Here is an 18,515-nt window from a genome sequence, read left to right as displayed (position 1 = left end):
GTGCGCTCCGTGTCGACATCTTTTGCCTTGAATGACCGATGAGTGAACCTTCGATCTGGCAACGGCTGCGTTCGCGCTTCGCGCGGGAACCCGCGCGTGCGGACGACGGTGGCGCGCACGGCGACCAGGCGGCGCAGAGCCTGCGCGCGCTGCTCGATGATCCGCAGATTCCGAAGGCCGTGCGCGAGAGTCTCGCGGCGGAGTTCGCGCGGCTCGAATCGATGCTCGGCAAGCTCGAACGCGGCGAGCTGCATATCGCCGTGTTCGGCCGCGTCAGCGTCGGCAAGTCCGCGCTCGCCAATGCGTTGCTCGGCGAGGATGCGTTCACCGTCGGCGTGCTGCACGGCACGACGCGCGAAGCCGGCCAGCGTGCTTGGCGGGAGGTCGCGGGCGGCGGCGTGCATCTCATCGACACGCCAGGCATCGACGAACTCGACGGCGAGGCGCGCGAACGCCTCGCCTACGACGTCGCCGGTGTCAGCGACCTCGTCGTGTTCGTCGTCGACGGCGACATGACGCAGCGCGAGCGCGACGCGTTGGTGTCGCTCGCGCGCACCGAGCGGCCGCTGCTGCTCGCGCTCAACAAGGCCGACCGCTACGGCGAGGACGAGCGCGAGCGCCTGCTCGAGCGCCTGCGCGAACATGCAGCGGGGCTCGTGCGCGCCGACGACGTCGTCGCGATCGCCGCGCAGCCGGCCGCGATCAAGCGCGTGCGCGTCGCCGCCGACGGCAGCGAGCAGGCCGAACTCGTCGAGCAGACGCCCGAGCTCGGCGCGCTGCGCGCGCGCCTGGTCGCCGTGCTCGAACGCGAGGGCCGCACGCTCGCTGCGCTCAATGCGAGCCTGTTCGCCGGCCGCGTCGCCGACCAGGTCGGCGCGCGCATCGCCGAGGCGCGGCGCGAACTCGCCGGCACGGTGATCCGCCAGTACTGCATCGCCAAGGCCGTCGCGGTCGCGTTGAACCCGATCCCGGTCGCCGACCTGCTCGCCGCAGGCGCGCTCGACGCTGCGCTCGTCATGCATCTCGGCCGCGTCTACGGCCTGCCGCTCACGAAGAGCGAAGCCGGCGCCTTGATCGCGGTGATCACCGCGCAGCTCGCCGTGCTGATGGGCGCGATCTGGGGCGTGCACCTCGTCGCATCGGCACTCAAGGGCCTGAGCGCCGGCGTATCGACGGTCGTCACCGCGGGCGCGCAGGGCGCGCTCGCGTGGTATGCGACCGAGCTGGTGGGGCGCGCCGCGGAGAAATACCTCGTCGCCGGCAAGTCCTGGGGCGAGCTCGGCCCCAAGCGCGTCGTCGCCGACATCGTCGCGAGCCTGGACCGCGACTCGATCCTGCGCGAGGCGCGCGAGGAGATCCTGAGGCGGCTGCGCACGCGCGCCGCGTGACGCCCGCTCGACCGGCTGCGGCAACCGGCGCCGTGCGGGCTGCGCGCTGCCCTCGCGATAGCTTTCGTCGCGGACATCCTTATTGATCGACCTGCGCCGACCGCATCCGCGAGGTTTCCATGTCGTTTCGATCCCTGCTCTTCACCGCCCTGCTCGCGCCTGTCGCCGCACTCGCCGCCGATGGCGACCCCGACGGCGGCTTCGCCGGCGGCGGCCTCGCCACGCGCCTCGTCACATCGCCCTTTTACGTCGTGAGCGCCGATACCGCCATCGACGCGGGCGGCAACGTGCTCGTTGCCTCCACCGAGGGTGTGAGTAGTGGCAGCCGCGCGACCAGATTCGTCGTCGCCCGCTTCACCGCCGATGGAGCGGTCGACGGAGGCTACGGCGACGCTGGCGTCGCGCGAGTCGATTTCAGCGACGGCGCGGCCGACTACCCCGCCTACGCGAGCGTGATCGCCACCGCGCCGGGCGGCAAGGTCGTCGTCGCCGGGCGCATCGGCAGCGGCAACGACACCGGCATTGCGCGCCTCCTCATCGACGGCGTGCCCGATCCCGCGTTCGGCGACGCTGGTCGCGTGCGCCTCGCGCTCGGCAATGGCAGCGGCAACAACACCGTCTACGGCCTCTTTGCCGACGCGGAATCGCGAACCTGGGCCCTCGTCGGCACGGTGCCGTCGCACACGCTCGTGCGGCTTGCCGAAGATGGCACGCCCGATGCCTCGTTCGGTGACGGCGGCGTGCTCACGCTGTCCGCGCCGTGCTGCTATTCGCCGCTCGCACTCGCGTTCGATGCGCAGGGACGCATCCTGCTCGCGGGCAGCGCGAACACGAATGCAGCGACGATGGCGGTGCAGCGGCGGCTCGCCGACGGCGAGCTCGACACGACGTTCGGCCAAGGCGGCACGATCGTCGTGCCGATCGACGCGAACTCGGCCGTGCAGCGCGTGCTGCCCACGCCGGACGGCGGCATCGTCGCGATCGGCAACAGCGCTTCGCTCGCGGGAGGCAGTTCGGCGAAGGGACGCATCACCGCGTTCAAGCTCACCGCCAGTGGTGCGCTCGATACCGGGTTCGGCGACGCGGGCATCCGCATCGTCGACTTCGGCGGCGAGGAGGACGGGCTCGGCTTCCCGGACGTGCATGCCGTGCTCGGTGCGGACGGCAAGGTCGTGATCGCGCGCGCCACCTCGCAAGCGGCCGCCGTGCGCGTCGCGCGCCTGCTGCCCAACGGTGCACTCGATGCGACATTCCCGGGCGGTGGCGAGCAGACCTTGCTGCAGTCGATCGGCGGCCTGTCGTTCGGCAGCGTACTGCTCGCACCGAACCGCCTGCTGCTCGCCGGCGCCTACGGCACGAGCGGCGGCCTCGCGCTCTACGCGGGCGCATGGCGCGACGGCGACGGCCTCTTCCGCGACGGCCTCGACGCGGCGGAGTGATCCGGGACTACCCTTTCGCCGACGGCGCTGCTGGCTCCGCATTGCCCGCGATGCGCACCTCGGTGCCGGCGACCACGCCGTCGGGCGGGTTGATGATCACGCGGTCGTCCGGCGCGAGACCGGAACCGAGCTGGATCGTCTTGCCGAAGTCGCGCGCGATCGTCACCGGCTTCATGACGACGCGGTTGTCGGCGCCCACGGTGGCGACGCGCAGGCCACCCGCGTCGAAGATCAACGCGCTCGCCGGCACGCTCAGCGCGGTCGCGTCGTGCGGCAGGGCGAGGCTCACGTTCGCATACGCACCGGGAAGCAGCTCGCCGGCGCTGTTGTCGACGACGAGTTGCATCAGCGTCGTGCCGGATTGCGCATTGACCGCTTGCGCGGAGGCCTCGACCGTCGCGGTGTAGGTCTTCTCCGGATGTTCGGGCACGGTGAGGGTCGCCTTCGTGCCGGGCGGCACGTCGGGCACGAAGGTCTGCGGCACGTTCACGTAGACGCGCAGCTTGCGCGTGTCGGATACGACGAACAGCTCCTGCCCCGCCGCGCTGCCTGCATTGACGAGCGCGCCGACGTCGGTGTTGCGCGCGGTGACGATGCCGTCGAACGGCGCGACGATGCGCGTGAAACCCTTCAGCGCGACGTAGCGGTCGACGTTCGCCTTCGCCGACGCGACCAGCGCGCGCTTGGCGGCGAGGTCGCCGGTCTTCTCGTCGACGTCCTGCTTGGACACCGCGTTCGACTCGAGGATCTTCTGCCAGCGTTCGGCGGTGATGCCGGCGAGCTTCTCGTTCGCCTGCGCCGTGGCGAGGTCGGCGCGCGCCTGCTGCAGCTGCTGGTCGAGGTCGGGCGTCTCGATCTCGGCGAGCAACTGGCCCGCCTTCACCGGCGTGCCGATGTCCGCACTCCAGCTCTTGAGGTAGCCGCTCGTGCGCGCGTACAGCGGCGCGCGCGCATAGGCTTCGAGCCGGCCGGGCAGCTTGAGCTCGTCGCCGTCCGCGCTCGCGCCCGGCGGCGCGACCGCGACGGTCGGGATCGCCTGCGCCTCGGTCCATTCGCGCAGGCGGGCGTCGCCGCGGCTGCGCGCGAGCACGCCGGTGGCAACGATCGCGATCGCGACCACGGCGCCGACGATGCCGGCGATGCGCAGGCCGCGCTTCGTTTTACGGATATCAGACGGCGACATGGGGAACTCCGATGGCAGGGGCCACGGGCGCTTTCCTGCCGTGGCGCGAATGGATGATGCTGAAGACGACCGGCACGAACAGCAGCGTGGCGACCGTCGCGAAGACGAGGCCGCCGATCACCGCGCGGCCCAGCGGCGCGTTCTGCTCGCCGCCCTCGCCGAGCCCGAGTGCCATCGGCGCCATGCCGATGACCATCGCCAGCGCGGTCATGAGCACGGGGCGGAAGCGCACGAAGCCGGCTTCGAGGGCGGCGGCGGTGGCGTCGCCGAGTTCGTCGAGCTTCTCGCGGGCAAAGCTGATCACCAGCACGCTGTTCGCGGTGGCGACGCCCATGCACATGATCGCGCCGGTCAGCGCGGGCACGGACAACGTGGTGTGGGTCGCGAACAGCATCCAGACGATGCCGGCGAGCGCAGCCGGGAGCGCGGTGATGATCACGAACGGATCGCTCCACGACTGGAAGTTGACGACGATGAGCAGGTAGATGAGCACGATCGCGCCGAGCAGGCCGAACGACAGGCCCGCGAACGCGCTGTTCATCGTCTTCACCTGGCCGAGCATCGCGATCGTCGCGGCCTTCGGCAGGTCAGCCTTGTTCGCGTCGATGATCCGCGAGATGTCGGCAGCGACCGCGCCGAGGTCGCGCCCCTGCGTCGTCGCGAAGATCTGCACCATCGACTGGATGTCGTACTGCGACACCACCGCGCTCGAGGTGGTGCGGTCGATGTCGGCGATGCCGCCGAGCACCTGCGGCGAGCCGCCCGAGGATGAGGTGACCGGCAGGTTGCGCAAGTCGGCGAGCGAGTCGACCGCGTATTGCGGCGTCTGCATGACGATCGAATAGGACACGCCGTTGGCGGGATTGAGCCAGAACGTCGGCGCGACCTGGCTGGAGCCGGCGAGGTTGACGACCATGCTGTTGGTGACGTCGCGCTCGGTCACGCCCGCGTACTGCGCGCGACTGCGATCGACGTCCACCTTGAGGCCCGGGCTCGACAGCGACTGCTGGATGCGCGCGTCGACGACGCCGGGCACGCGGCGCACCTGGGCCAGCAGCTTCTGCGCATAGGCGAAGTTGGCGGCAACGTTCGGGCCGCGGATCTGCAGGTCGATCGGCGCCGGCGCGCCGAAGTTGAGGATCTGGCTGACGATGTCGGCCGGCAGGAACGAGAACGTCGCGCCCGGGAAGCGGCGCGGCAGTTCTTCGCGCATGCGCTTGACGTACTCCTCGGTTGGCGCATGCCCTTCCTTGAGCGCGATCTGGATGTCGCCGTCCTGCGAGCCGATGAGGCCGGTGTTGTTGTAGGTCATGTTGATGCTGCTGATCGGCATGCCGATGTTGTCGGCCATCGCCGCGAGCTCGCCCGGCGGGATGATGCCGCGCACGGCCTGCTGGATGCGCGCGAACGTGTTGGCGGTCTCCTCCACGCGCGTGCCGACCTGGGTGCGCACGTGCATGAGGATCTGGCCACCGTCGACCGCGGGGAAGAAGTTGCGGCCGAGGAACGGCAGCAACGCGAACGAGGCCAGCACGAACGCCATGAAGCCCAGCACGAACGCGCGCCGGTGGCCGAGCGCGAGCTCGAGCACGCCATGATAGCCCGCGCGCACGCGCTCGAAGCGCGCCTCGAAGCCGCGCTGGAAGCGCACGAGCGGGTTGCGCGACGGCGGCTTCGCGGCGTCGCCGCCGTGCGCGTCGGCGTGCGCCGCGTGCGGCTTCAGCATGTATTTCGCCATCGTCGGCACGAGCGTGCGCGACAGGATGAACGAGCACGCCATCGCGAACATCACCGCCTCGGCCATCGGCACGAACAGGAAGCGCGCGACGCCGTCGAGGAAGAACATCGGCACGAACACGATGCAGATGCACAGCAGCGAGACGAACGCGGGCGTCACGATCTGCGCGGCACCGTCCATGATCGCGGTCTCGACGTCCTTGCCGTGCTCGAGGTGCCAGTTGATGTTCTCGATCGTCACGGTCGCGTCGTCGACGAGGATGCCGACCGCGAGCGCGAGGCCGCCGAGGGTCATGATGTTGAGCGTCTCGCCCGCCGCCGAGAGCATCGCGATCGCGCCGAGCACCGACAGCGGGATCGAGATCGCGATGATCACGGTCGAACGCCAGCTGCCGAGGAAGAGCAGGATCATGACGCTGGTGAGAAGCGCGGCGATCACGCCTTCCTTCGCCACGCCACCGATCGCCGCGCTGACGAACAGCGACTGGTCGCCGACCGGGGCGATCTCGAGGTTGTCCGGCAGCTGCGGCTTGATCTCGGCCAGCTTGTCCTTGATGCCCGAAATGATCGAGAGCGTGGAGATCGCGCCGCTCTTCAGCACCGACATCAGCACGGAGCGCTGGCCGTTGACGTGCACGATGTTGGTCTGCGGCGGATTGCCGTCGTGCGCGTGGGCGACGTCGCGGATGTAGACCATCGAGCCGTTGACCGCCTTGACCGGCAGGTCGTTGAGCGCCTCGATGTCCTTCGGCGCATTGTTGAGCAGCACGTTGTATTCGAAGTCGCCGATCTTCTGCGTGCCGACCGGCGTGATGAGGTTCTGCGCGGCTAGCGCGTTGGCGACGTCCTGGCCGGAGAGGCCGCGCGCCTGCAGCGCGGCCGGGTCGAGGTCGATCTGCACCTGGCGCGTCTTGCCGCCGAACGGATACGGGATCGCCGCGCCGGGCACGGTCACCAGGCGCGTGCGCACGGTGTTCATCGCGAGGTCGGCGAGATTCTGCTCGGTCAGGCCATGGCCGGACAGCGCGAGCTGGATGATCGGCACGGTCGCCGCGCTGTAGTTGATGATGAGCGGCGGCGTCGTGCCCGGCGGCATCTGCTTGACCACCGTCTGCGAGATCGCGGTCACCTGCGCGTTCGCGGTGCGGATGTCGACGTTCGGCTGGAAGAAGATCTTGACGATGCCGAAGCCGTTGTACGAGCTCGCCTCGATGTGCTCGATGTCGTTGACGGTCGTGGTCAGCGCGCGCTCGTACGGCGTGACGATGCGCCCGGCCATCTCTTCCGGCGACAGGCCCGTGTACTGCCAGGCGACGCCGATGATCGGGATGCGGATCTCGGGGAAGATGTCGACCGGCGTGCGCAACGCGGCGAGGACGCCGGTGATCAGGATGAGCAGCGCGAGGACGACGAAGGTGTACGGGCGCGTGAGCGCGACGCGGACGATACCGATCATGCGGAAGACCAATGGTGCTGCAGCCGCGGATTATCGGTGCATGGAGCGGGTTACCAAGGCTCGGCCGGATGAAGAATTGTTCATGAAGGCCGGGGCCGGGGCTGAGGGCTGGGCGCATGGGAGGTATTGGGGATCGTGGGCAGGTATGGGGGTGGATCGGGAGTGGCGGAGGCGGCGGCGGGCAACCATCCTTGCTGCCCCACGCCACCGTTCCGCTCGCGCCGAGCGCAGCGCGCAGGCCGGCGCTCAGGGCGCTCCCATCGCGCGCGTGTGCACCTGCAGGAGCTCACGCTGGGCGGCCGCAGCGTCGCAGCACACCGAGGCGCGACGGTCGCGCACAGGGTGCGCTCCTGCTGGTGACATGCGCCGCGCTCGTGCAGGAGCGAAAAGCGTCAGGGCCCGTCGTCAACCAGCCAACACACCAGCCGCATCCGCGTCCCATGCGGCGCGTTGTCGGCGATGGTGAAGGCGTAGCCATGCAGCCGCGCGATCGCGGCGACCAGCGGCAGGCCGAGGCCATGGCCGACGGCGTCGTCGGCGCCTGACGCGGCGCTGCGGTAGAACCGTCGCAGCACCGCATCGCGCTCGTCGGCGGGGATGCCACGCCCATCGTCGAGGACCTCGATGACGGCGCGCCCGTCCTCGCTCGCGGCGCGCAGTACGACATGGCCGCCGCGTGGTGCGAACTTGATCGCGTTGTCGACGAGGTTGCCGATCGCCTCGAACAGCAGGTGGCCGTCCGCGCGCAGCGTCGGCACGGCGTCGGCCTCGAGTGCGAAGGCGATCTCCTTCTCCTCCGCGAGCGGTGCGTACAGTTCGTGCACGCGGCGCAGCGTATCGCCGACATCGACCGCGGCGAAGCCGGCACGGCGCCCGATGTCCTCGAGTTCGGAGATGCGCAGCAGCGCGCGGAAGCGGTCGAGCAGCGCGTCCGCCTCGACGATGCAGCGCTCGACCAGCTGGCTGCGCGGATCGCCTTCGCTGCCGAGCTGCTGCACGCGATGCAGCTGTGTGCGCAGGCGCGTCAGCGGCGTGCGCAGGTCGTGCGCGATGCTGTCGGACACGCCCTTGACCTCGCCGAGCAGGCGTTCGACCTGCTCGAGCATGCGGTTGACGATCGCCGCCAGCATGTCCAGCTCGTCGCGCCGCTCGGACACGGGCAGGCGCGCGCCGAGATCGCCGCGCATGACCGGCTGTATCGCGGACTCGATGGCGCGCACGCGCCGCAACGGTCCGCGGCTGAGCAGGTAGCCGCCGAGCAGGCCCGGCACGAGGGTCAGCGACAGCGCCCACAGGAGGCCACTGCGGATGATCTCGCCGACCTGGTCGACCACGCGGTAGTCGCGCGCGAGCAGCATCACCGCGCCGTCGGCAAGCCGCAGCGCGACCGCGTGCATGCGGCCCGCACGCTCGCCGCTGATGCGCTGCACGCCTTCGGGCAGCGGGTGCACGCGGCCATCGATCGCGAGCCCCTCGGGCAGGTGCTCGATGTCACCGGCCACGTAGTGGCCTTGCGCATCGAACAGGCCGGAGGCCATGAGCCCGTGCAGGTCGAGCTGGGTCGTCGCCGCGAGCAGTGCCGGCAGGCGCGTGCGCTCGACCGAGGACAGGTAGCGCAGGCGCTGCTCGAGGATGCTGTCGACGATGCCGTCGAGGTAATTCGCGGTCTGCCAGCGGATCGCGCCGACCAGCACGACCGTCCAGGCGACGAAGAACGCGCCGTACACGAGGATCAGGCGCTTCGTGCTCGAGCGCCAACGGCCACTGGGCCCGTCCTGGCGGGATGCTGCGTCGCTTGCGTTCACGACGTGCGCATCGCGTAGCCGCAGCCGCGCACGGTGTGGATCAGCGGCTCGAAGCCGGGCGCATCGACCTTGCGGCGCAGCCGGCCGATGTGCACGTCGATGACGTTCGTGCCCGGATCGAAGTGGTAGCCCCACACCGCCTCGAAGATCATCGTGCGCGTGAGCACCTGCCCGGCATGGCGCATGAGGTATTCGAGCAGGCGGAACTCGAGCGGCAGCAGGTCGAGCACGACGCTGCCGCGGCGCGCGGTGCGCGCGATGAGATCGAGCTCGAGGTCGCCGACGCGCAGGGTCGTTTCGCGCGCGCCCGCGCCGCGGCGCAGCAGCACTTCGATGCGCGCGGCCATCTCCTCCGGCGCGAACGGCTTGGTCAGGTAGTCGTCGCCGCCCGCGCGCAGCCCGCGCACGCGCGCGTCGACGTCACTGAGCGCGCTGATCATGAGCACCGGCGTGTCGACGCCCGCACGGCGCAGCTCGGACACGACCTCGAGCCCGTCCATCCCCGGCAACATGCGGTCGAGCGTGATCGCGTCGTAGCCGCCGGCGAGCGCGCGCTCGAGCCCCGCGCGGCCGTCGCCGACGCAGTCGACCTCGTTCCCCGCCGCCTGCAGCTCCGCGGCGATCTCGCGCGCGGTGACCGCGTCGTCTTCGATGGTCAGGATTCGCGCCATGCTGCCCCGTGCCTGCGGGCGCAGCTTAGCGCAGCGTGCGCGCCTGCTGCAGGCCGGGGGCACATAGCGCGCTCGGCGCGCTGTTCGACCCGAGATCGCGCTCGAGCGCCGTCTTCGTCCCGCGGCCCTGACCCGAACGCCTCGACCATCGGTGCATGTGCAGCCCGGAGCTCGTGTGGCACGGCGTCGCCGAGCAACGGGCGGAGTGCGATGCCCCGCGCGACGAGGTGCGGTTCGCCGAGTAGCCGGGACATCGACCACAAGTCACGCGAGGTCGCGCCGCCGCTCGGCGACCTGTCCCCGGTTTCCATGAGGTTTACATGGACACCGAAATGACCCTGCGCGCGGTGAGCAATGGCGAGGGACGCGGCCGGGATCGCGCGAACGACGCCATACGACGGAGCGGAGCCTGTGTGCTGCGGGGCGTGGCAGCGCCCGCCCGGCATGAACGGGACGCCTGCCTGCCGACCGGCCGACGCAGCGCGCTTCCGGTCAGCCCGCCCGCGCCAAGCCCGGGCGTTGCGGATGCGCGCATGTCGGAAACCGATCGCTCCTGCGTTTCACGGGGACAAAGGAGATCCCATGAACACGACCACTTCGCGTTTCACCGTCGCGCTGTCCCTCGCCTTGGCCAGCGTCACCGCCAGCGCGGCCGATGGCGATCTCGACCCCGCGTTCGGCATGGGCGGCATCGCGCTCGCCGGCATCACCGACGCCACCGGCGGCGTTTCCGCTTGCCGGCCCGTCGTTCAGCCGGACGGCAAGATCCTGCTCTGCGGCACGCGGGCGAGCGGCACCACGGCCGACTTCTTCGTCGCGCGCTTCACCGCGGACGGCGCGCTCGATACGAGTTTCAGCTTCGACGGCCGGACCACGATCGACTTCTCCGGCTCCGGCGGCATCGACGTGGCCATGGCGCTCGCGCTGCAGGCCGACGGCAAGATCGTCGTCGCAGGCACCACCAATGCCGACGGCGGCGCCACTCACGACGATTTCGCTGTCGCGCGCCTCAATGCGGACGGCACGCTCGACACGACGTTCGGCGCGGGCACGGGCAAGAAGGTCATCGCATTCGACCTCGCCGGCGGCAGCGGCAACGACGACCTCGCGAGCGTGGCGATCCAGGGCGATGGCCGCATCGTCCTCGCCGGAACCGTCGCCACCAGCAACCATGGCACCGATATCGGTGTCGCACGCCTGCTCTCCGACGGCACGCCCGATGCAAGCTTCAATCTCGCCGGCAAGCTCGGCTTCGGCTTCGACCTGCCCGGCAGCACGAGCATGAACGACGCCGCCACGCGTGTCGCGATCGACCATCAGGGCCGCATCGTCGTCGCGGGTGCCGCGGACAAGGGCAACGACAGCGAAGGCAGCGACTTCGCCGTCGCGCGCGTGCGCCCGAACGGCACGCTCGATCCCGACTTCGACGCCGACGGTCGCGCGACGATCGCTTTCGACCTGGGTTTCGACAAGGCCGACGCGGTGTTCGGTCTCGCCATCGGCCCGGACGATTCGCTCGTGCTCAGCGGCAATGTCGAGGTTTCGCCCTCGCTGCCCACGAACCAGGACGTCGGCGTCGTGAAGCTCCTGCCCGACGGCTCGCCGGACGCGAACTTCGGCATCGGCGGCCGCACGGTCGTGACCTACGATGAAATACCGGGCGGGCTCGACTACGGCCTCGACGTCGGGCTGCGCGCCGATGGACGCATCCTCGTCGCCGGGGCCACGCAGTACGCCGGGGACGGCAGCCTCCATGCGACGTTGTTCCGCCTCGAGCCGGACGGCGACCTCGACGCCAGCTTCGGCATGATCGGCCGCCGCAGCTACGACTTCGAACATACGCTGCCGTCCTCGCAGGCCTTCCTCGGGCTCGCGCTCGCCGGCGATTTCATCCTTGCAAGCGGCATCGTCATCGTCGACACGGGCGCGAATTCGATCGACGTGTTCGTTGCGCGCATGACCGACGACACGATCTTCGCGAACGGATTCGATGCCCCCTGAACCGGTCACGCCGCGCGTCGCGCCGGGGCAGCCGCATCGCGTTCGACCATGGCGGATCCGCCCCGGCGCCGCCTGCCGGGCCGAGCGCTACACCCATGGGAAGCCCGGGCGCGTGTCGCAAAAACGCATGTTCCCGCGTTTCTCCAAGGCATAGGAGAACTGCCATGACCTCGATTCGTCCCACCCTGACGGCCGCGCTGATCCTCTCGTCCCTCGCCGGCACGGCGCTCGCACGCGACGGCGACCTCGACCCCACCTTCGGCACCGGCGGCTACACGGTCGTCGACTTCGGCTCGTTTTCCACCGCCTACGGCATGGCGATCGCACCTGACGGCAAAGTCGTCCTCGGCGGCGTCGTCGACAGCGGCGCCGCCACCGGTTTCGACTTCGCGGTGGCGCGCCTCGATCGCGATGGCCATCCCGACACCAGCTTCAGCTTCGACGGCAAGACCACCGTCGCGGTCGGGGCCGGTGCGGCGACCGACACGTCGTTCAACACGATCGTGCAGTCGGACGGCAAGATCGTCCTGATCGGCGACGGCCCCGATACCGATGTCGGCGGCGACGATACCGACATGGAGGTCGTGCGCTTCAACGTCGACGGCACGCTCGACACCTCCTTCAGCGGCGACGGCAAGGCATTCATCAACTTCGATGCGGGCGGCGCCAACTACGATCGCGCGCTCGACGGCGTGCAGCTCGCGAACGGCAAGCTCATCCTCGTCGGCAATGCCGAGGTCACCGGCCAGGGGCGCGACTTCGCGATCGTGCGGCTCAACGCGGATGGCAGCCGCGACACGAGCTTCGATGGCGACGGCCGCGTCACGCTGCACTTCGACCTCGATCCCGCGTTCAAGGACGAAACCGCCTCGAGCGTCGCGATCGACGCGGACGGCAACATCCTCGTCGCCGGCATCGCGGCACACGGCAGCGCCAACAGCTTCGACTTCGCGATCGCCCGGCTCAAGCCCAATGGCACGCTCGACCCGAACTTCGGCGGCGACGGCCGCGTCACCGTCGCCTTCGACATCGGCGGCGATTTCGACGACCAAGCGCTCGAACTCCACGTCGGGCCGGACGGCGCGATCTACCTCACCGGCGTCGCCACCGACAATGGCTACGACTTCGCCGCCGTGAAGCTGCTGCCGGACGGCACGCCCGATCCGGGCTTCGGAAATGGTGGCAAGGTCACCGTGCCGTTCGACCTCGGCGCGCCGAACAGCGACATTTCCTACGGCTCGGCCTTGCAGCCGGACGGCAAGCTCGTATTGGTCGGCTTCGTATCCATCGACACGGACAATAACGATATCGCGCTGGCACGCCTCGATACCGCAGGCCAGCTCGATCCGACTTTCGGCTTTGCGGGCAAGCAGGTGATCCCGCTCGACCTCGGCGGGGCGCTGTTCGACGCGGCCGTGCGCGCGCGCGTCTACGGCGGCCACCTCGTGTTCGGTGGCGTCACCACGGGCGCCGGCGACTATCAGCAGTTCCTCGCCGGCCGCATCGTGATCGACACCGTCTTCGCCGACGGCTTCGAAGTGCAACCGTGATGGCGCACGTCGGCAGTCGCTTCAGCGCCGGCGTGCGCGTCCCGCGCCCTTGAAAGATCGCCCGGGCCGCCTCGGCCGTCTCGTTGGCACGCCGCGCGAGCCACTGGCGTGCCCGCGGATTGCGGGTGCGGCAAGGCGGCGCCTAGAATAGCGGCTTTGCCGGGGAACCCAATGGATTTCAAACGCGCGCTCGTGTGCGCCGCGGGTGCGATGCTCACAAGCTTCGGCGCCGGCGCCGCGGAAGGCGATCTCCTGCCCGCGTTCGGCCAGCACGGCATCGCATGGGTGGGGACGCCGAGACCGTACTATGGCTTCGCAACACGGCCAGCCGTCCAACCGGACGGAAAGATCGTGGTCTGCGACGCCGCCCCGAATCCGGTCGGTTCCGGCGACGCCTTCGTCGTCGCGCGCTTCGACGCCGCGGGTTCGCTGGACGAAGGGTTCGGGACGAGTGGTCACGTCGTCATCGCGGATGGTTCGACGGACTGCATCGACATCGCCGTGCAGGACGACGGTCGGATCGTCGTCGTCGGCGACTACTACGCCGACCCGTCCGCACTTCCGGCCGGGTTCCTCGTCATTCGGCTCGATCCAGACGGCGAGCCTGACGCCTCGTTCGGCAATGGCGACGGCCGGGCTACGGTGTATTTCAGCGGATCGGGTTCGGAGTTCTCGGCCGCGGTCGGCGTGCGCGTGCGCGGCGACGGGCGCATCGTGCTCGCGGGCCCGACGTCGACGACCTCGCAGGACGAGCAGTTTGCCGTCGCGCAGCTGCTGCCTGACGGCCAGCTCGACACGACGTTCGGCAACGGCGGCAAGGCGACCATCAGCTTCGACGACATCGTCGGATCGGCGGTGAAAGACCATCCCACTGCGCTCGCCCTCGACCGGCAAGGCCGTATCGTGGTCGGCGGCTTCAGCTACAGCGGCGCGCCGAACGGCCCGGCGCGCTTCGCCGTCGCGCGCCTCACGCCTGGGGGAAGCCCCGACGCCAGCTTCGGCGACGCCGGCCGCGCCATTGTCGCCTTCAGCGCCATTCCGGAAGAACGGGACATGGCCCGGAGCCTGGCGGTGCAACGGGATGGACGCATCGTCATTGCGGGCTCGGCCAATCTCCCGATCCCCGCCCTCGCCGATCCCGACATGGCGGTCGCTCGCCTGCTCGACGACGGCACATTGGACCCGAGTTTCGGCGGCGGACGCGTGCGCATCGCATTCGGCGCGAATGAAGCGAGCAGCGACGCGGCGAATGCGGTCGCCTTGCAGGACGACGGCAAGGTCGTCCTCGCCGGTCAATCCGGCAACCATCCCGCCATTGCTCGCCTCGCGAGCGATGGCTCGCTCGACACCTCCTTCGGCGACGGCGGCAGGAAAGTCTACGATTTGCCCGACACCGCCGGCTTCGGATATTTCAACGGAGTTCGCTTCCAGCAAGGGCGACTCCTGGTCTCGGGCGACACGGCGACGACGGGGCAGGACATCTACGATGGCTTCGTTGCGGACCTCGGCGTCGACCTGATCTTCAGCGACGGCCTGGAGTAGGCGGCAAAGCGTGATGAGGCCCGGGCTCAAGAAGCCGGGCACGCAGGACCATCGCGTCTGCCGCCCACGCGAACAGCACTCGCGCGCGACAGGATCCCATTCGTCCACCCTCGGCGTGGGCCAGCGAGAGGACGACGCCCCGCCACCCGGGCGCTGACATTCGCGACCCGACCTGCGACCATCGGGGGATAGGCCGCGCTCCGCGGCGACCTGGGGTTCCTGCATGTCCGAGCATTCTTCCATCCGCCGCGACGTCGGCGCCTTCGCGCTGATGCTGACCGGCCTCGGCTCGATCATCGGTTCCGGCTGGCTGTTCGGCGCCTGGCGCGCAGCCGGCCTCGCCGGTCCCGGCGCGATCTGGGCGTGGGTGATCGGCGCGATCGTGATCACCACGATCGCGCTCACCTATGCCGAACTCGGCGCGATGTTCCCCGAATCGGGCGGCATGGTGCGCTACAGCCACTATTCGCACGGCTCGCTGGTCGGCTTCATCGGCGCGTGGGCGAACTGGATCGCGATCGTCTCGGTAATCCCGGTCGAGGCCGAAGCGTCGGTGCAATACATGGCCTCATGGCCATGGCCGTGGGCGCAGGGATTGTTCATGCATCTGCCCGACGGGCATGGCGAGCTGACCGTGCCGGGCCTGTGGATCGCCGCGGCGCTCGTGATCGTCTACTTCCTGCTCAACTTCTGGAGCGTGAAGCTGTTCGCGCACTCCAACACCGCGATCACGATCTTCAAGCTCGTCGTGCCCGCGGCGACCGGCGTCGCGCTGATCGCGAGCGGCTTCCACACCGGCAACTTCTCCGTCGGCATCCATCCGGGCTCCGAGCACACGATCGACTGGGCCGCGGTGCTCACCGCCGTCGCGACCGCCGGCATCGTGTTCAGCTACAACGGCTTCCAGAGCCCGGTCAACCTCGCCGGCGAGGCGCGCAACCCGGGCAAGGCGATCCCGTTCGCAGTGCTCGGTTCGATCGGGCTCGCCACGATCGTCTATCTCATCCTGCAGGTCGCCTACATCGGCTCGGTGCCGTCGGAGCTGCTCGCCCAGGTCGGCTGGAAGGGCATCGACTTCCGCTCGCCGTTCGCCGAACTCGCGCTGCTGGTCAACCTCAACTGGCTCGCAATCCTGCTCTACGCCGACGCATTCGTGAGCCCGAGCGGCACCGGCATCACCTACACCGCGACGACCGCGCGCATGATCTACGGCATGGAACGCAACGGCACGATGCCGAAGATCCTCGGTCGCGTGCATCCGGTGTGGGGCGTGCCGCGCCCGGCGATGTGGTTCAACCTCGTCGTCTCGTACATCTTCCTGTTCTTCTTCCGCGGCTGGGGCACGCTCGCGGCGGTGATCTCGGTCGCGACGATCATCTCGTACATGACCGGGCCGGTCAGCGCGATGAGCCTGCGCCGCACTGCGCCGGACCTGCACCGCCCGTTCCGGCTGAACGCGCTGCCCGTGCTCGCCGCGTTCGCATTCGTGTTCGCGACCGAGCTGCTGTACTGGGCGAAGTGGCCGCTGACCGGCGAGATCATCCTGCTGATGGTGGTCGCGCTCCCCGTCTACTTCTACTACCAGGCGAAAGCCGGCTGGCGCGATTTCGACCGCCAGCTCAAGGGCGCATGGTGGCTGATCGCCTACCTGCCCGTGATCGCGCTGCTGTCCTGGGGCGGCAGCGAGCGCTTCGGCGGCAAGGGGTACCTGCCCTATGGCTGGGACCTCGCTGTCATAGCCGTGGTCGGTTTTGCGTTCTACCTGTGGGGCGTGCGATCGGGTTGGCGCACGCCGGCGGTCGAAGCCGCCCACGGCCACGTGCCGGCCGACTAGCGACGGGGCGGCTTGCGGCTGGCTCCGGTGCACCAACGGGAGAACCAGCATGCACGTCATCACCCCGCGCAGCTTCTGCGCCATCCTCATCGCCGCGGCGATGGCCAACCACGCCATCGCCGCGGACGGTGACCTCGATCCGGACTTCGGCGATGGCGGTTTCCGCCTGTCGGGCATCCTCGATGCGTACCCCAACCCCATCGCGGGCACGGCCGTGCAGGCCGACGGCAAGATCCTCATCTGCGGGTCCCAGGCCGCGGGCGTCGACTCGAGCGATTTCTACGTCGCCCGCTTCACCGCCGATGGCGAGCTCGACACCAGTTTCAGCTTCGACGGACGTACCACGGTCGATTTCGACGGCGGCGACGACATCTGCACCGGCCTCGCCGTGCAGCCCGACGGCAAGATCGTCATCGTCGGCACGAGCGCACCGCACCTGGGCAGCAACGGGGACTTCGCGATCGCGCGTCTCAACAGCGACGGCACCCTCGACACCGCCGGCTTCGGCAATGGCAGCGGCAAGAGCGTCGTCGCTTTCGACTTGGGCGGCAACAATTCCGACCAGGCCCTCGCCGTCGCGTTGCGCCCGAACGGCCGCATCGTCGTGGCCGGCTCGGCCAGCACGGCGTCCAACGGAATGGACTTCGCGATCCTGCAACTCAACACGGACGGCTCGCGCGACACCGCGTTCAACCTCACGGGGCGCGTGACGGTCGGCTTCAACCTCGGCGGCATCAAGGACGACCAGGCGCAGTGCGTCGCGATCGATGCGGCGGGACGCATCATCGCCGCGGGCTTCGCCGACCGCGGCTCGCCCGGCGGACTCGACATGGCCGTGGTGCGCCTGCTGCCGAATGGCCAGCCGGATCCCGACTTCAGCGCCGATGGCCGCGCGACCCTCGCGTTCGACCTCGGCGGCGCCAACGGCAACAACCACGACCAGGCGATCGGCATGATCATCGACCGGCAGGAACGCATCGTGCTGTCCGGGGCCGTCGATTCCAGTCCTACCTCGGCCAACGATCCGCAGGCGGGGAACCTCGACATCGCCGTCGCGCGCCTCCAACCCGATGGATCGCCCGACGCGACCTTCGGCATCGGCGGCAAGACGGTCGTCTCGCTCGATCTCGCGCCGAACGGCGCCGATTACGGCTTCTCGCTGCTCGAGCAGGGCAACGGCCGCCTGCTCGTCGCGGGGACTTCACTCGGCCTGCAGGTACCGCCGGCCTACGAGTACGGCACGGTGATCCGGCTGCGACCCGATGGCCTGCTCGATCCGACCTTCGGCACGGTCGGCAAGCGCCTGTACGACTTCGAGCAGAGCATGCCATCGGGCCAGCTCTTCAACGGCATCGCCGCGCAAGGCTCGAAGATCGTGCTCGCCGGTGCCCTCAACGTGGCCGACCTCGGCCACGCCGACTTCATGGTCGCACGCATCACGGACGAACTCATCTTCGCGGACTGGTTCGAGTAACCGCCACGCAGCGCCATCGGCCGGGATGGGGAGGTAGCCTCGCCCCACGTCGCGCGTCCGGGAATGCCTTGCCCTACGCGTGGCGCAGGAATGCAGTGAGGCGTTCGGGGTCGAACGGCCACTCGAGTTCGCGTCCGTCACGCTCGTCGCGCAGCACCGGTACGCGCGCACCGTAGCGCGCTTCGAGCGCGGCGTCGTCGTCGATCCATACGCTGGCGAATTCCGGTGCGCGCACGGCGGCGAGCATGGCGAGCGCGTGGTCGCACAATGCGCAGTCGTCGCGCTGGTAGAGGACGAAGTGCATGCGGGGTTCCGCTCCGCATCCGCGATGCGGCGTCGGCACAGTGTAGCCGAGGCGTATCGCACGGCCGCACGGCAGCGGCTCGGATGACGCGACGACGGGCCGGCTTGCTCCGCGCAGGTCGGAGTACACTG

At 69.5% G+C, this 18,515-nt stretch carries 12 protein-coding genes; 7 read left to right on the top strand and 5 right to left on the bottom strand.

The features are described 5' to 3' along the window. Nucleotides 1–38: 38 nt before the first annotated feature. Together EV148_RS15645 and EV148_RS15640 are read left to right on the top strand one after the other, a co-directional pair. Nucleotides 39–1,388 carry a GTP-binding protein gene (locus EV148_RS15645; RefSeq protein WP_131999787.1) on the top strand — a complete coding sequence of 450 codons (1,350 nt, stop codon included), beginning with the start codon at nucleotides 39–41 and terminating at the stop codon, nucleotides 1,386–1,388. A gap of 119 nt (nucleotides 1,389–1,507) precedes the next feature. Continuing rightward, on the top strand, nucleotides 1,508–2,827 hold the full coding sequence (locus EV148_RS15640; protein WP_131999786.1) for a hypothetical protein: 1,320 nt from the start codon (nucleotides 1,508–1,510) through the stop codon (nucleotides 2,825–2,827). 7 nt (nucleotides 2,828–2,834) lie between these two features. On the opposite strand, the gene EV148_RS15635 is transcribed toward EV148_RS15640, so the two are convergent. The 4 genes from EV148_RS15635 to EV148_RS15620 all read right to left on the bottom strand — a co-directional run bounded on the left by EV148_RS15635 (nucleotide 2,835) and on the right by EV148_RS15620 (nucleotide 9,679). Then, nucleotides 2,835–4,010, bottom strand: a complete 1,176-nt coding sequence (locus tag EV148_RS15635; protein ID WP_131999785.1) for an efflux RND transporter periplasmic adaptor subunit — start codon at nucleotides 4,008–4,010, stop codon at nucleotides 2,835–2,837. Next, nucleotides 3,997–7,203, bottom strand: a complete 3,207-nt coding sequence (locus EV148_RS15630; protein WP_131999784.1) for an efflux RND transporter permease subunit — start codon at nucleotides 7,201–7,203, stop codon at nucleotides 3,997–3,999. The genes EV148_RS15635 and EV148_RS15630 overlap by 14 nt, the downstream gene beginning before the upstream one ends. Nucleotides 7,204–7,595: 392 nt before the next feature. Then, nucleotides 7,596–9,008: a sensor histidine kinase gene (locus EV148_RS15625; protein WP_131999783.1), complete on the bottom strand. Its 1,413-nt coding sequence runs from the start codon at nucleotides 9,006–9,008 to the stop codon at nucleotides 7,596–7,598. Beyond that, nucleotides 9,005–9,679 (bottom strand): response regulator transcription factor, encoded by a 675-nt coding sequence (locus EV148_RS15620; protein WP_131999782.1) that lies wholly within the window; start codon nucleotides 9,677–9,679, stop codon nucleotides 9,005–9,007. Before EV148_RS15620 ends, EV148_RS15625 begins: the two co-directional genes overlap by 4 nt. 582 nt (nucleotides 9,680–10,261) lie before the next feature. On the opposite strand from EV148_RS15620, the gene EV148_RS15615 reads away from it, so the two are divergent. The 5 genes from EV148_RS15615 (at nucleotide 10,262) to EV148_RS15595 (ending at nucleotide 18,080) form a co-directional block, all read left to right on the top strand. Continuing rightward, nucleotides 10,262–11,680 (top strand): hypothetical protein, encoded by a 1,419-nt coding sequence (locus tag EV148_RS15615; RefSeq protein ID WP_158287503.1) that lies wholly within the window; start codon nucleotides 10,262–10,264, stop codon nucleotides 11,678–11,680. 164 nt (nucleotides 11,681–11,844) lie between these two features. Then, nucleotides 11,845–13,230: an NHL repeat-containing protein gene (locus EV148_RS15610; protein ID WP_158287502.1), complete on the top strand. Its 1,386-nt coding sequence runs from the start codon at nucleotides 11,845–11,847 to the stop codon at nucleotides 13,228–13,230. A 108-nt stretch (nucleotides 13,231–13,338) separates the two neighbouring features. Next, complete coding sequence (locus tag EV148_RS15605; RefSeq protein ID WP_131999779.1) at nucleotides 13,339–14,772, top strand: NHL repeat-containing protein; 1,434 nt, start codon at nucleotides 13,339–13,341, stop codon at nucleotides 14,770–14,772. Nucleotides 14,773–14,995: 223 nt separating this feature from the next. After that, nucleotides 14,996–16,606 carry an APC family permease gene (locus EV148_RS15600; protein ID WP_131999778.1) on the top strand — a complete coding sequence of 537 codons (1,611 nt, stop codon included), beginning with the start codon at nucleotides 14,996–14,998 and terminating at the stop codon, nucleotides 16,604–16,606. A gap of 49 nt (nucleotides 16,607–16,655) precedes the next feature. Next, nucleotides 16,656–18,080 (top strand): delta-60 repeat domain-containing protein, encoded by a 1,425-nt coding sequence (locus EV148_RS15595; RefSeq protein WP_131999777.1) that lies wholly within the window; start codon nucleotides 16,656–16,658, stop codon nucleotides 18,078–18,080. Between the two features lie 73 nt (nucleotides 18,081–18,153). Here the strand turns inward: EV148_RS15595 and EV148_RS15590 are convergent, their stop codons facing one another. Continuing rightward, nucleotides 18,154–18,384, bottom strand: coding sequence for a glutaredoxin family protein (locus EV148_RS15590; protein ID WP_131999776.1), 231 nt, complete (start codon nucleotides 18,382–18,384; stop codon nucleotides 18,154–18,156). Nucleotides 18,385–18,515 lie beyond the last annotated feature (131 nt).

This window comes from Dokdonella fugitiva, from assembly GCF_004342425.1.
In the GTDB taxonomy this organism is placed as follows: Bacteria; Pseudomonadota; Gammaproteobacteria; order Xanthomonadales; family Rhodanobacteraceae; genus Dokdonella_A; species Dokdonella_A fugitiva.
The sequence above is the reverse complement of the archived record's forward strand: the minus strand, read 5'-3'. Positions and strand labels throughout refer to the sequence as shown.

Bases quoted from the DNA above. Each gene is read 5' to 3' on its own strand.
- EV148_RS15610 (WP_158287502.1), top strand. From the start codon at position 11,845: ATGACCTCGATTCGTCCCACCCTGACGGCCGCGCTGATCCTCTCGTCC.
- EV148_RS15590 (WP_131999776.1), bottom strand. From the start codon at position 18,384: ATGCACTTCGTCCTCTACCAGCGCGACGACTGCGCATTGTGCGACCAC.
- EV148_RS15600 (WP_131999778.1), top strand. From the start codon at position 14,996: ATGTCCGAGCATTCTTCCATCCGCCGCGACGTCGGCGCCTTCGCGCTG.
- EV148_RS15630 (WP_131999784.1), bottom strand. From the start codon at position 7,203: ATGATCGGTATCGTCCGCGTCGCGCTCACGCGCCCGTACACCTTCGTC.
- EV148_RS15615 (WP_158287503.1), top strand. From the start codon at position 10,262: ATGAACACGACCACTTCGCGTTTCACCGTCGCGCTGTCCCTCGCCTTG.
- EV148_RS15640 (WP_131999786.1), top strand. From the start codon at position 1,508: ATGTCGTTTCGATCCCTGCTCTTCACCGCCCTGCTCGCGCCTGTCGCC.
- EV148_RS15620 (WP_131999782.1), bottom strand. From the start codon at position 9,679: ATGGCGCGAATCCTGACCATCGAAGACGACGCGGTCACCGCGCGCGAG.
- EV148_RS15595 (WP_131999777.1), top strand. From the start codon at position 16,656: ATGCACGTCATCACCCCGCGCAGCTTCTGCGCCATCCTCATCGCCGCG.
- EV148_RS15645 (WP_131999787.1), top strand. From the start codon at position 39: ATGAGTGAACCTTCGATCTGGCAACGGCTGCGTTCGCGCTTCGCGCGG.
- EV148_RS15635 (WP_131999785.1), bottom strand. From the start codon at position 4,010: ATGTCGCCGTCTGATATCCGTAAAACGAAGCGCGGCCTGCGCATCGCC.